This window comes from Mangrovihabitans endophyticus (assembly GCF_014646155.1).
Taxonomy (GTDB): Bacteria; Actinomycetota; Actinomycetes; order Mycobacteriales; family Micromonosporaceae; genus Actinoplanes; species Actinoplanes endophyticus.
In genome coordinates, this window is record NZ_BMMX01000015.1 from 138,596 (window position 1) to 151,696 (window position 13,101).

Annotated in this window: 13 protein-coding genes; 7 read left to right on the forward strand and 6 right to left on the reverse strand. The window is 67.1% G+C overall.

The genetic code is table 11. From position 1 onward, the window contains the following. Positions 1-37: 37 nt before the first annotated feature. Complete coding sequence (locus tag IEY73_RS18030) at positions 38-1,162, forward strand: geranylgeranyl reductase family protein (RefSeq protein WP_189080392.1); 1,125 nt, start codon at positions 38-40, stop codon at positions 1,160-1,162. Between the two features lie 12 nt (positions 1,163-1,174). On the opposite strand, the gene IEY73_RS18035 is transcribed toward IEY73_RS18030, so the two are convergent. The 5 genes from IEY73_RS18035 to IEY73_RS18055 form a co-directional block, all read right to left on the reverse strand. Beyond that, positions 1,175-1,702 carry a DUF6226 family protein gene (locus tag IEY73_RS18035; protein WP_189080393.1) on the reverse strand — a complete coding sequence of 176 codons (528 nt, stop codon included), beginning with the start codon at positions 1,700-1,702 and terminating at the stop codon, positions 1,175-1,177. Between the two features lie 44 nt (positions 1,703-1,746). After that, a complete protein-coding gene (locus IEY73_RS18040; RefSeq protein ID WP_189080394.1) occupies positions 1,747-1,929 on the reverse strand; it encodes a DUF397 domain-containing protein in 183 nt (60 codons plus the stop codon). A gap of 409 nt (positions 1,930-2,338) precedes the next feature. After that, positions 2,339-2,530, reverse strand: a complete 192-nt coding sequence (locus IEY73_RS18045) for a DUF397 domain-containing protein (RefSeq protein ID WP_306661499.1) — start codon at positions 2,528-2,530, stop codon at positions 2,339-2,341. 41 nt (positions 2,531-2,571) lie between these two features. Continuing rightward, on the reverse strand, positions 2,572-3,474 hold the full coding sequence (locus IEY73_RS18050; RefSeq protein WP_189080396.1) for a helix-turn-helix domain-containing protein: 903 nt from the start codon (positions 3,472-3,474) through the stop codon (positions 2,572-2,574). Positions 3,475-3,672: 198 nt separating this feature from the next. Beyond that, positions 3,673-4,110 (reverse strand): DUF6232 family protein, encoded by a 438-nt coding sequence (locus tag IEY73_RS18055; RefSeq protein ID WP_189080397.1) that lies wholly within the window; start codon positions 4,108-4,110, stop codon positions 3,673-3,675. A 523-nt stretch (positions 4,111-4,633) separates the two neighbouring features. On the opposite strand from IEY73_RS18055, the gene IEY73_RS18060 reads away from it, so the two are divergent. The 4 genes from IEY73_RS18060 to IEY73_RS18075 all read left to right on the forward strand — a co-directional run bounded on the left by IEY73_RS18060 (position 4,634) and on the right by IEY73_RS18075 (position 10,838). Further along, positions 4,634-5,053, forward strand: a complete 420-nt coding sequence (locus IEY73_RS18060) for a DUF2231 domain-containing protein (protein ID WP_306661500.1) — start codon at positions 4,634-4,636, stop codon at positions 5,051-5,053. 145 nt (positions 5,054-5,198) lie between these two features. Beyond that, positions 5,199-5,762: a type 1 glutamine amidotransferase domain-containing protein gene (locus IEY73_RS18065; RefSeq protein ID WP_189080399.1), complete on the forward strand. Its 564-nt coding sequence runs from the start codon at positions 5,199-5,201 to the stop codon at positions 5,760-5,762. A gap of 197 nt (positions 5,763-5,959) precedes the next feature. After that, positions 5,960-8,833 carry an ATP-binding protein gene (locus IEY73_RS18070; protein ID WP_189080400.1) on the forward strand — a complete coding sequence of 958 codons (2,874 nt, stop codon included), beginning with the start codon at positions 5,960-5,962 and terminating at the stop codon, positions 8,831-8,833. Between the two features lie 124 nt (positions 8,834-8,957). Next, positions 8,958-10,838, forward strand: coding sequence for an RICIN domain-containing protein (locus IEY73_RS18075; protein ID WP_189080401.1), 1,881 nt, complete (start codon positions 8,958-8,960; stop codon positions 10,836-10,838). A 140-nt stretch (positions 10,839-10,978) separates the two neighbouring features. On the opposite strand, the gene IEY73_RS18080 is transcribed toward IEY73_RS18075, so the two are convergent. Further along, complete coding sequence (locus IEY73_RS18080; RefSeq protein WP_189080402.1) at positions 10,979-11,629, reverse strand: DUF4360 domain-containing protein; 651 nt, start codon at positions 11,627-11,629, stop codon at positions 10,979-10,981. A gap of 382 nt (positions 11,630-12,011) precedes the next feature. Between IEY73_RS18080 and IEY73_RS18085 the strand changes: the two genes are divergently transcribed. Both IEY73_RS18085 and IEY73_RS18090 read left to right on the forward strand, forming a co-directional pair. Then, the gene (locus IEY73_RS18085) at positions 12,012-12,647 is read left to right on the forward strand and encodes a DUF4360 domain-containing protein (protein ID WP_189080403.1); all 636 of its coding nucleotides are present in this window, start codon (positions 12,012-12,014) and stop codon (positions 12,645-12,647) included. A gap of 209 nt (positions 12,648-12,856) precedes the next feature. Further along, positions 12,857-13,101 (forward strand): hypothetical protein (locus tag IEY73_RS18090; RefSeq protein ID WP_189080404.1); only part of this gene is annotated, 245 nt, incomplete at its 3' end.

The window sequence follows — 13,101 nt, forward strand, 5'->3', positions numbered from 1 at the left end:
TCCGCGAACCCGGAACGCACTGGTTAGGCTCGTTGCCATGGTCGGTGACCCGGTGTGGGATGTGGCGGTGGTCGGCGGCGGCCCGGCCGGACTGGCGGCGGCACACGCGGCAGCGTCGGGCGGTGCGCGCACCGTCGTGCTGGAACGGGCCGCACACCCCCGATACAAGACCTGCGGCGGCGGCCTGATCGGCACTTCCATGTCGATGGCCGACGCCCGGATCATGGTGCCCGCGCGAGACACCGTGTCGGCCGTGACGTTCACCGACATCGGGCGTCGCGCGTTCACCCGGCATGCCAGCGATCGCCCCTTGCTGACCATGGTGCGGCGCGACGACTTCGACTTCGCCTGGTACCGGGCGGCACAATCGGCCGGCGCCCAGATCCGGCAGAACGCCCAGGTCCGGGCGGTCCGGCAGGACTCCGATCACGGCACCGTCGTGCTGGCCGACCGGAGCGAGATCACCGCCCGCACCGTGATCGGCGCCGACGGCTCCGCCGGAGTCACGGCACGCCATGCCGGCGTCACCTTCGACCAGCAGGACCTCGGCCTGGAGGTGGAATTGGCCGCCACTGCGGCGGACCGGCGCGCCTGGAAGGGCCGGGTGTTGCTGGACTGGGGGCCGGTACCGGGTTCGTACGGATGGGTCTTTCCGAAGGATGACCAGCTCACCGTCGGCGTGATCATGTCCAAGGGCCGCGGCGCGGACAGCAAGGCGTACCTGTCCCGATTCCTCGGCCAACTGGGACTGAGCGGCCGGACGGTGCTGCGCGACTCGGGCCACCTCACTCGATGCCGCAGCCTGGACGCGCCGCTGCGCCGCGGCCGGTTGCTCGTCGTCGGCGACGCAGCCGGGCTGCTGGAGCCGTGGACGAGAGAGGGCATCAGCTACGCCCTGCGCTCCGGCTCCTGGGCCGGCCGCGCCGCGGCGGCGGACGCCCTGGACCGCTACCCCGCCGCGGTCCAGCGAGACCTGCTGCCGGAGATGACGGCCGGCCGTCGGCTGCTCCGCCTCTTCACACGGCACCGCCGAGCCGTGCACGCGGCGATGGCCACGCCGCTCGGCTGGCGGGCGTTCGAAGCGTTCTGCCGCGGCGAGCTGTCGATGGCCAACGTCCTGCACCGGCCACCGATCCGGGCAGCGATCTCCCTGCTGGGCTGAACCGCCACCCGGTCAGGGACGCCGCACCCAGGGCGCCCACTGCACCGCGGCGGCAAAGCCCTCGCGCCGGGCCGCCCGGGACTCGGCCAGGCTGAGCACGATCTCCTGGCTCGCCTCGAACTCCTCACCGATGAGCCGGGCCTGCGCCACGGAACCGCCGACCGATCGGTGCACGCGTTCCCAGAGTCCGCCTTCTGCCAGCGCCTCGATCTGGGTGCGCATCTCGCCGATCAGCTCGACGGGATCCTCGTCGCACGCGTCACACCCGCACTGCGGCAGCGACAGGTCGTACCACCGACCGAACCGCATCATCAGGCTGGGAAACTCGGTGAACGCGATGGACAGCGGCGCCGCGGCCGGCGACCGGGGAATCAGCCGCACCGTTCGCACCAACGGCCCCTCGGCGAGGGGCTTCTTGGCCTCCCGCCGTTCGACCATGAATCGATCGGTGAGCTCATCGAGTAACTGGTCGGCGGCGTCGTGCAGGACGGCATAGCGGCTCGGGTCAGTAGCGTGCGAATACTGCTCGCAACCCTCCATGGGGCCATTGTCGCGCACTGCGGTGGCCTTGAGGCGAAACGGCATCACAAATCCAGCTCCCCCGCCCTCACCGCGGCCACGAACGAGAACCACTCCTGCTCCGAGAAACACAGCACCGCGTCCGGGTCCTTGGAGTCGCGGAGGAGGTACTCGTCGCCACGCCGCGCCACCTCGATGCAGGCGCCGGACGCGCAGGCACGTCGCCAGTGCAGGTCTCGGGCCTCCATCACAGACTCCGAGGCGCGGTGCGCTTTCGGCCCCGTCCCGGGATCCACGCCCGAGGCTCCGAGGCGGAGCCTGATTTGCCAACAAGCATCCGTAACCTCCTAGTGACGCTACGGAGTAAACGTTAGGTGAAGCCCAAGCCGAGCAGATCGTGAGTCCGACATGAATCAAACCCCGTCACTAGCAGTGACGGGGTTTGATCCTTGAATGTCGTATTTGCCCGCCCGCTTTGGGGATGAAGGGCTGTTTTTTAGCTATCCGTTCCCCGTTGCCGAACGTGCGGCGTACGGGAACGGCGGCTCGCCCGCGCGGCATCCGGCACCCAGACACAGCGAAGCGCACGACGCCTGACGTTCGCGTCGCGCTCCGAGCACGTGCCCGGCAGTCCGTGTCGGCGCGGGCAAGGACGGATCACTGGAAAGTGAAGTCGCCGGCGCCGACACCCTCCACGAAAGCTGTCCACTCGTCGGCCGTGAAGGCCAGAGGGGTGATGTCCGGGTTCTTGGAGTCCCGGATCAAGTACTGGTCAGCGACCTTGGCCACCTCGATGCAGTTGCCTCCGCTGCAACGAGAGCTCTTGGTCCACTTCGGCGATTCGGCCACGTTCACTATGGTGTTCTCCGTCGGATTTGTTGTAGGTGCTGTTAACTGACTGACGCCTGGCCGGTGGCGCGCTCCAAGATTTCGATGCGCTTTCCGATGTAGCTGATTGTGTCAGCCTCATCAGTGGCCAGGTGCCAGAACTGATGGAACCGGTCAAGGTGGCGCGAGGTGGACTGCTTGTCCTCCAGCAACTCGTCGGCCAACCCGTTCTCCCGGTAGAGGACCTCGCCCTCCTTGCCGTCACCGAGCGACAACAAGTCGAAGGTGGCGTTGTTGGCGATCGGGGTCTCCAAATCCAGCGGCAGCATACGGACCTTCAGCAGCCCTTCGCACGCCAGACGGTAAAGTTCACGCAATTGTGTTAAAAACACGCCGGCGCCGCCGATGTTGCGCAAGAAGACCGGCTCCTCGAAGATCGCGAAGTATTCGAGCCCCTTACCCAAACGTGAAAGCATCGCCTCGCGACGCAGCCGCCGAGCCTCAATGAGCGTCTTCGCCCGCTCGTCCGAGATCTCCTCCTCGAACGATCCGGTCAGCGCGTCGGCGTACTCCGGCAACTGCAACGGCCCAGGAACGTAGCGGATGCAGAACGAGCGGATCGTGACGGCGGCGGCCTCATATTCGAAGAGGCGCCGCAGCGTCTCCGACAGCTCGCGAAAATCCGAGCCTTGCCACCACGCCGCCCGCCCCCGTGTCCGTGCCATCTTGGCATCCGCGATCAGCGCATTTATCCGAGCACGATCCTTGAATCCGAGATAACTCAGCAACGGCCGCAAGTCGTTCGGCGAAATACTCACGTCACCATTCTCAATGCGAATGACTTTGCTGAGCGACCATTCCATCTCGTCGGCGACCTGCAGCTGGGTAAGGTCTGCCGCCTCACGCGCTTCTCGCAGCGCGAGACGCACTCGTCGTCGCGCAACGGTTGGAGAGACCTCGGTCATCGTCCTTCATCCTCGAAGGTTCGAACCGCCCGGTGGTCACGCCACCCGCCGCACGGTGTCTCCTTGCCACCTCGCTGACTGCTTGCTGGCAGCCAGCGAGGTCGCGGGCCATGTTACTCAGTGTCCCTCGACAAGACGAGGGAACTCGCCAACATTCATCTAAACGAAACAAGTCATCACAGGGGAGCACAACGTGAGCTATGCGGCCGCCAGACCGTACCCCCGAACTGACGGGCGCGCCTCGATGGCGCGGCACAACGCCCGACTGACCTGATTGAACACCCGTTCGTTCGACGATGCATAGAGGACGACTTCGGAGCCGTGATAGGAAGCGCGCAGTTCCCAGTGCGGCGGGCTGGATCGGCGGGTGGCCACCACCGCGATCAGCGGCGCCGCCATCGCCGCGGCACCCAGAATATAGGCCGCAGATGCGCCGAAGACGGTCCAGGCCCCAACGACCAGCACGGCCGCTCCGGCGGCGACGAATGCCCAGTAGGGACTGACGCGATCCTGCCGACTGCGACCGACGAAACGCAGGTCACCGACGAAAAAGCTGGTCATCGGCCGGTTGAGCCAGACGAACAACTCGTCGGTCACCACGGCGTCGGGCCCACGGTAGTAGGTGCGTGCGCTCATGGTGAAACCCCTCTCCATTGGCACTTGCGAGGAGAGAGTCAGAAGGGCCACCATGGGCGGCAGAGAAAGCCCTCGCCTCGCTCGCTAACAGGTGATCGTCCGAGCGGCCGTCCGCGACGACGGCGCAGAGACGACGACATCAATGGCGGCGGCCTCTTGAGGCGACAAAGGCACCCGGTTGCCGCCGGGTGCCTTTGCTGTTCTCCCTCCGTGTCTCCGCCCTTGCTGCCTGACCTCAGTAGAGCACGGCCATGCACCTGAACGCCACCTCTCAATCTGCCACGTTGCAGATTGAGAGGAAGCCGGTTGCCACACGGTCGACTCCGACCCCCGTCCGGCGCATACGGGGGAAGATGAGGCCGTGGTGAGGCGCATCGCGGAGAATGAGTGTGTTCCGCCCCACCTCCGTTTGGTCCGCCCACCGCGCGGGCAAGGCGAACCGGGACCGCGAACACCGCAGCTAGGGGAGGCTGATCAAGCCGTGGAAAGTCGACTCCGCGTCGCCGGGCAGGCTGTGCAGCCCGTGCTGGTCATGTTCCCCCTGGGACTGTTCACCCTGGCCGTCCTCTTCGACCTCGGAAACCTCCTCGGCGGCCCGGCGCTGCTCGGTGCGCTCGGATACTGGAACATCGTCGCCGGCCTGGTGGGCGGCTTGCTGGCGGCCATCGCCGTCGCGATCGACGTCATGTTCGTCGCCGGCAACACCCGAGCCAAGCGCATCGGCGTCATCCAAGGTCTGGTCAATATGGGCGTGCTGACCCTCTTCGCGGTCATCCTCATCCTGCGCATGCAACATCAGGACCGCAGTGCTGGCGGCGGCATCCTCGCCATCGAGCTGCTGTCGCTGTCCGTCGCCGTGTTCAGCTCCTGGTATGGCGGCGAGTTGGTCCGTCGGCCGGGCGCCGTGTTTGCCCGCGCACAAGCCGGGAACCGCAGTTACTGAACCTTTGTCAACGTGGCGAGGCCGGCAGAAGCCGCCGCTGGTCGATGGCGCGCAACCGACAGGCCCGACGCCAGGTCGACAAAGTTCACTGAGGACGTGGCGCCCAGCCAGGGCGCCGCACCCGGGCAACGAAAGGAGCGAAACCATGGCTGCCACCATCAAGGGCAAGCGCGTCGCGTTCCTGGCGACTGACGGCGTGGAAGAGGTCGAGTACACCGAACCCCGCAAGGCCGTGGAAGCGGCCGGCGGCACGGCCGAGCTCGTCTCGATCAAGACCGGCGAGATCCAGGCCGTGAATCACATGGACAAGTCCCGGACCTACCCGGTGGACAAGCAGGTGAAGGACGCGAACGCGGACCAGTACGACGCGCTCGTGCTGCCCGGCGGTGTGGCCAATCCGGACTTCCTCCGCACCGACCCGGACGCGGTCCGGTTCGTCCGCGATTTCGTCAACGCCGGAAAGCCGGTCGCCGCGATCTGCCACGGCCCGTGGACGCTGGTCGAGGCCGGCGTGGTCGACGGACGCACCCTGACGAGCTGGCCGAGCCTGCGCACCGACCTGGCAAACGCCGGCGCCACCTGGGTGGACGAGCGGGTGCACGTCGATCGAGGCTTGGTCACGAGCCGCAAGCCGGACGACCTTCCGGCGTTCTGCGCCGCGATGCTCGACGAGATCGCGGCGGGCGTTCGTCAGGCGCAGCCGGCCTGACCCGCCACGCCGTCATATCGCCGTGGCGCACGGGTTCATGCCCGTGCGCCACGGCGCTTTTCGGGACTCCGCCGGGCTTTCGGGGCTCCGGCAAGTGTCGCTGATCCGGCCGGAAAGCGCCGGTTTTCCGTCCGACCCTGATGACACCGGTCGATACCGTGAGCGTCGGCATGTAACCGAAGCGGTGGGAGTCCAAGATGCCGCGTGCACGGACGGTGAACCTCCTCGGGCGCCGGACCGAGCTGACCGTGATGGCGGAAGGCATCGCGGCGCTGCAGGCTGGAACGGGCGGCGTGTTCGCGGTGGAGGGTGAGCCCGGCATCGGCAAGTCCACCCTGATCGATGCGGTCGCGACGACGGGTGAGCAATCCGGCTGCACGGTGCTGCGCGGCGCGGCGGACCAGTTGGCCTATCCGGTGCCGTTGCGACTGCTGCTGGATTGCCTGGACGTCACGCAGCACGAGTCCGGCCCTCGCCCGGTACGTCCTGCGGAACTGCCGCAGGCAAGATGGCCGGACCCCGCCCGCAGCAGCGAAACGCCCGCCGCCGCGGCCGAGATGATTCTGCGGCTGGTGGACGAGGCGTGCGCCGCCGCGCCCACGATGATCGTGCTCGACGACATCCAATGGGCCGACGATGCGTCGCTCGACGTCTGCCGCCGGCTCATCACCAACGCGACGCACCAACCGTTGCTGCTGGTGCTGGCATTCCGGCCGGTGCCTCGCGGGCCCGGCATGCAGCGACTGCGCACCATCATCCACAGCCGGGACGTCGTGCCTCTGACCCTGGGACCGCTGGCCGCCGAAGCGGTCCGGGATCTGATCGCCGACGCGACCGGGGCGCCACCCGGTCCCGTCCTGTCCGAGCTGGCCACGCAGGCGGCCGGCAATCCGCTCTATGTTCTGGAACTGGTCGAAGCCCTCGTTCGGGAGGGTCAGATCCGCGTCGGCCAGCAGGCCGAGGTGCGTACGCCGAACGGCGCCGTGCCGAAGTCACTGAGCGCGGCCCTGGCCAGCCGGTTGAGCTTCGTGCCGGCGAGTGCCACCGACATGCTGCGGGTGGCCGCGCTGCTCGGCGAGCACTTCGCCGTCACCGAAGTGTCGGCCGTGCTGGCAAGGTCCGCGATCGACATCGCCTGCGACGTCGAAGACGCCTTGGCCGCCGGCGTCCTCGTGGACGCGGGCAGCCGCATGCGGTTCCGGCACCCGTTGATCCGCCGGGCGCTCTACGACGACATGCCGACCGCCTTGCGCAGCGCGCTGCACCGGGAGGTGGCCCAGACGCTCGTCCGCACGGGCGCCGGACCGCAGCGGGTCGCGCAGCAGTTGCACGCTGCGGATCTGGCCGGTGACCACTGGACCCGGCACTGGCTGGTGGAAACCGTCCCGGTGCTGGCGGTTCGAGCGCCGCACGTCGCCGCCGATCTGCTGCGCCGCGAGCTGGGGCACCGGGAGGCGGATACCCGCGACCAGGCACAACTCAGCGGAGCGCTCGCGCACATCCTGGTGGGTACGGGCGAGCACGAGGAGGCTGTCACGCGGGCCCGGCAGGCGCTGGCGTCCTCGACCGAGCCGGCCGATCGGGCGGGACTGTCCTGGCTGTTGGCTCGTGCGCTGTTCAGTGGGGGGCGCAACGACGAGGCAGTCGCCGCCCTCGAACAGGCACTCTCCCGGCCCGACCAGCCAGACATCTGGCGTGCCCGGATGCTGGCCTCGTTGGCGATGTTCGAACGGGCCGGCCGGGGAGCACTGGACGCCGCCGACCGCACGGCGCGACAGGCACTGACCATCGGGGAAGCCAGCGGGGACACCTTCGCCATCGCCTACGCCCTCACCGATCTCTGGCTCAGCCATTCCGTACGACGACAGCACCTGTCCGCCCTCGCCTGCCTCGACCGGGCGCTCGACACGGTCGGCACCGCGAGCGAGCACACCGATCTGCGGGCGTACGCGCTCAACGCCCGGATCTTCACCCTGCAGAATCTGGCCCGGTGGGCGGATGCCGAGGAGACCCTCCGCCAGGCGCGGCACGTCCACCTCGGGCCGGACCGCCCGGACGACGTCACCTCAAGCATCACCGCGGCGGTGCTCATGTTCTGGCGGGGACACTGGGACGACGCGCTCGCCGAACTCAACTCGATGGATCAGAGCATCTCCGCGGCCACCTACCGGGGGTTGCGCGAGCGTGGCCCGGTGTGGTTATGGCACGGTGTCTCCGCGCTCATCGCCGCACGGCGTGGTCGGCGCGCCATGGCCGCTGAACATCTGCGGGAGGGCTGGCTCCGACCGCCCACCGAGTCTGCCGCCGACCGGGAGAACACCGACTTCCTTCTGGTCGCACAGGCGATGGTGGACGAGCAGAACGGTGACCACCGTCGGGCGCTCAGCCACCTGGCCGGCCTTCTGGATCGGCGGCCCGGCGAGATGACCCTGGTGCATCAGTGGCTGCCCGCGCTCGTCCGGGTGGCGCACACCGTCGGCGACGGTTCCACCGCCCAGGCCGCGGTGGACGCGTGCCGCGCCGAGGCGGACGCGGAGCAAGTGCCGGCCCGAGCCACGGCGGCCGCCGACTGGTCCGCGGGGCTCCACGAGAACGACCCCGTGCGTCTGCGAGCGGCGGCGGACCATTACCGCACGGTCGGCGTGCCGGTGGAACTGGGCGGAGCGTTGGAGGATCTGGCGGTTGTCCTCGCCGAGCGAGGCGACACGTCCGCGGCACGAGCTGCGGTGAACGAGGCCGTCGAGGTCTACGGCGAGATGGAAGCCGCGTGGGACATCCGGCGGGCCGAAGCTCGCCTGCGGCGGTACGGAGTCCGGCGTGGCGTGCGCGGCCGGCGGGCCAAGCGGGCCACGCACGGCTGGGAGGCCCTGACGCCCACCGAACACAAGGTCGCGCTCCTGGTCGCGTCCGGGCGTTCCACCTCCGACATCGCCCTGCAACTGTTCCTCACCCGCCGCACCACGCAGACCCACATCTCGCGCATCCTCGCGAAGCTGGGCATGAGCAGCCGCGTGGAGATCGCCCGGGCGGCGTTTCAGCGCGATCCCGGGGCCATCCCCGCCGATCTCTGAGGCGGATTTCCGCCGGTCTCCGCGGTCGAACCGTCGTCACATGACAGATGTCTCGCGGCTCACGGCCTCGGAAACTGGGCAGCCAGTCCGATTCATCGGGCTGCCCCGTGCAGAAGGAGATCACGTGAATCGACAGCGGCGACACATGCGCCGGATCACCGCGGCACTAGGTGCGCTGGGAATGGCGCTCGGCCTCGTGGTCGGGCAGGCCACGCTTGCCCCGAGTCCGGCGCTGGCCGAAGACATCAGTGACACCCCGCTGGTGACGTGGAACATGGAAGGGGAAGACACAGACCAAGGAAACTCCGGGAAATGGGTGAATGCGAGCAACTGGATGAGGGGTAACCCGCGTCCGGTGCTGGCCTTACAGGAGGTCGGTTCGGGACCACCCGAGGTTTGGGGGAGCCTTGAGGAAGTACAGGTGGACGCGGTCAACACAGCTCGCACCTTCACCGTTCGGCATTACTTGTGGAACATTGAAGGAACCGATCGCCAAAATTGCACAGGGTTTGCGAACGTCTATTTCCTGCGCACCGCAGCCGCCGGCAGGCCCGGCACGGGAGGGCGAACGAATGTTGCCATTATCACGGACAGGCCCGCGGACGAACTGCGAATAATTGACAACAGGGATGTCGAAGGGCGTCATTTGCTGGGTGTCCGACTGGGGAACACCTGGTATTACACGTTCCACGGCGTTGCGGGGCTAGGGCAGGGTGGACGCGACGCTCAAGGAATGTTGCAAACGGTCCAGAACGTCACCGAAGAAAACCGGCATTGGGTGGTTGCCGGGGATTTCAACAGAAGTCCCGAAAGTCTCACCCGTCCCGAAGGTTCAACCATCTACCGGACGGATCTGCCGACCCACATAAACGGCAACGAGTTGGACTATGTGGTCGCTTCACAAGACGTGCCCACCGCGAGCACGACGAGGGGGGAGCACTTCGTCAGCGACCATTGGCCGGTCGCGGTCAACACGTTGCGGGCGCCGAGCCAGCCCACGGTGGCCTGCGAACCGATGGCCCTTGAAAGCATGCAGGCCGGCGGTTTGATCGACGTCAACGGCGCCCGCACCGGAAACAACAGCACGGTAGGCACCTACCACCGAAACGGCCAGGACAACCAGCGCTGGCGTCTGGGTGTGTACGACGACGGCACGGTGGACATCCGTGGCGAGGACAGCGGCCGGTGTCTGGATATTTACCGGAGCAATCGGCCCGCTGCCGGACGCAGGGTAGTCATCTTCCGTTGCAAGGGATCCGCAGTGAGCCGCAACAGGGCTGACACCAGCCGGAGCCAGCGCTGGCGGCTCGAAGGGCTCGGTAACAACCAGTTCCGGGTGCGCAGCGTGCTGCGCAGCGACCTGTGCCTCAACGTCGCCGGTGCGCGCGACACCCCCGACAATTCGCGGCTGATCGTCTGGCCGTGCGATCGCGACGCGAACGAGCGGTTCATGTTCGCCCCGGCCGTGGCCGGAGGACTTCCGAGGTCGCGCGATCGCTACGGGGCGGCCGACTCCGCGGTCGGCTACCACTCGGTGGAGAGCATGCGGCACGGTGGCGTGTTCGATGTGCGAGGCGGGCGCACCGGCAACAACAGCGCGGTCGAAATGCACCACCGCAACCGCCAGGACAACCAGGGCTGGTACGTGCGGGAACGCGGGGACCATGCCATCCAGTTCCACGGCGTGGACAGTTACCGATGCCTGGACATCTATCGGAGCAACGCCCCCGCCCCCGGCCGGCATGTGGTCGTGTTCGACTGCAAGGCCGGCGACAGCCAGTGGTGGAGCGTGGAGGACGTGGGCAACAACCAGGTCCGCCTGCGAAGCGAGCTACGCCCCGACCTCTGCCTCACGGTCGGCTCTGGAGCAGTCGCCGATCCTCCCGACAACGAGAAGATCATCGTCTCGCGGTGCAGTGGAAGCATTTTTGCGCCCACCAACCAGCGCTTCGTCTTGACGCCTTACGACCCGACCGGCAGCCCCGTGTACGACCCCGTGACCTGACCGGATGAACTGACGTCACACCGCGAAGCCCAGGTCGTCGACCTGGGCTTCGCTGCCGAGCCCGGTCGGTTCCGCGTGGATGAGACGGCGATGGTGGCGAACGTTGCGGATCCGCCACCATCACCTTCCATCACTCGCCTTTACAAGCAGCGCATCCACGAGAAGTGGTAGACGGTCTCGATGCTGCCGTCGGTGGAGTCCATGGTCAGATAGCTGACATCGGTCGAGGTGCCCTTGCTGACCCGCAACTCGGTGTTGATGTTGAGGTTGCGCTGTTCACCACACGGGCGGAAGATCTGGGACGCGATCGGGACCTCGTCCGTGGCGATCCAGTTGTCGTCCAGCGGCGCGCCGATCGCGTGGGTCGCGTAACTGCCGACCGACATGCCCTGGAAGTAGTAGTTGGCCCGCTGCTGGGCGACCGCACCGTTCTGCAGGTACCCATAACCGCGATAGTCGACCTTGGCGATCGCAAACGTGAAGCCTGCCGGCGCGTTGACCAAAACGTTGAGCTGGCAGTTCTTACGGTTCTCGGTGACCGCAACGCCCGGCCCCGCCTGCGCCAGGTAGGCACTGTAGATCGCGGTGAACGCGGACTTGTCCGGCGATATCGCCACGTCGGCGGTGCCCGGCGCGCAGCCCGAGCCGGCCATTGCCACCAGTTCGATGGTGATCTCGTCGGAGGGCGGCGGGTCGACGATGACGACCAGCGCGTTGGCCGGGGTTGCGATGAGCAGCGACGACGCCAACAGCGCCAGAGCCACGCATCCGCGGGTTAAAAGTCTTCTCATTTTCATCCCCTTCGGGATCGGGAACGGACAAGGCAAAGCTATTGATGCACTTCAATAGAAGTCAACAGCCTCCGCCAGCATCCGAGGAGTTCTTGATGCCAATCGAAAAAGGGGAAAGCCAGGAATAAAGCTGGCAAAAGCCGCCTATGCGCATCATTCTTGAACCTTTCATTCCTATTTGTCCAATCCCTGACCAGGCATTCGCGAGAATTGATCAATTGGATGAAGATCAGAGGACAATTGACCCTTGTGAATGTCCGATGGTCGCCACTACGGTTGTCGCTGATGCGATGACCGCCGTTCTTGAATGACCCCAGAGTCCAATACTGCGGCACGCGATAAGGCGTGCCCGGTGCATACCCGTTCCCCCGGAAGGAAGTCCATGAAGAACAGCAATCGCGTGATGGCGGCCGTGCTGACCACGGCCTTGGCTCTGCCCCTTGGCACACCCGCCCACGCCGCGACCGACGCGACCGACGCCGCAACCGCGGCGATCACCGTCGAGGTGATCGCGAGCAACGGCTCGGGATGCGCACCGGGTACCGCGACGGTCGCGAGCAACGGTGACAACACCGGATTCCGGGTCAGGTACCGGGATTTCGCCGCCAAGGCCGGCAGTGATGCGGCCGCCGTCGACCGCCGCAAGAACTGCCAGCTCGGTGTTCTGGTGACCATCCCCAGCGGCTGGACCATCGCGATCGCCTCGGCCAACTACCGCGGCAAGGCGAGCCTGTTGTCCGGCGCGACCGCCCTGCAGCGCACCAGCTACTACTGGCAGGGTTCGTCGTCAACCGACCGCAAGGATGCGACGTTCACCGGCCCCTTGAACGGTCTCTGGACTACGTGGGACGTGGCACCCGTGCTCACGTATGCGGCGTGCGGCTCGGCGAGTGTTCTCAACATCAACACCGAACTGCGGGTCGACGCCGGCACATCGAGCGGCACCAGCAGGATGTCGATGAACACCACCGAGGGCGACGTCGACACCCTCTTCAACTACAGCCTGGCCTCCTGCTGACACCCGGTGCCGATCGCCCGGCTGGCCGTCACACCGCCGCACCGACCGTCATGGCGGCGGCGGAAGCCAGCCGGGGTCGGCCGGCACGCGACAAGCCGAGAGGGGCCTGCAACACGCCGCGAGGAAACATTGGCACGCAATCTATTGACTCATGACCATCCCTGGCGCTACTAACGTCCGCTGAGGACGTACTTGTCGGGGAGGTACGTGTGGACGGGTTCGAGGTCGACGTCTCGGCGCTGCGGCACGTCGGGGGTGAGGCCGGTGACGCAGGCGCGGCCCTGCGGCAGGCGATGGCCGCCGCCCGCGGCGCGCTCGCGGTGACAGGCACACCCGGCTGGTCGGCGTCTACCGCCTCGCACCAAGCCGACGAGGCATGGGCGGCGGACCTGGACCGGCTCTCCGCCGCAGTGACCACCCTGGGCGCTGACCTGACGTCGGCCGCCGACGGGTA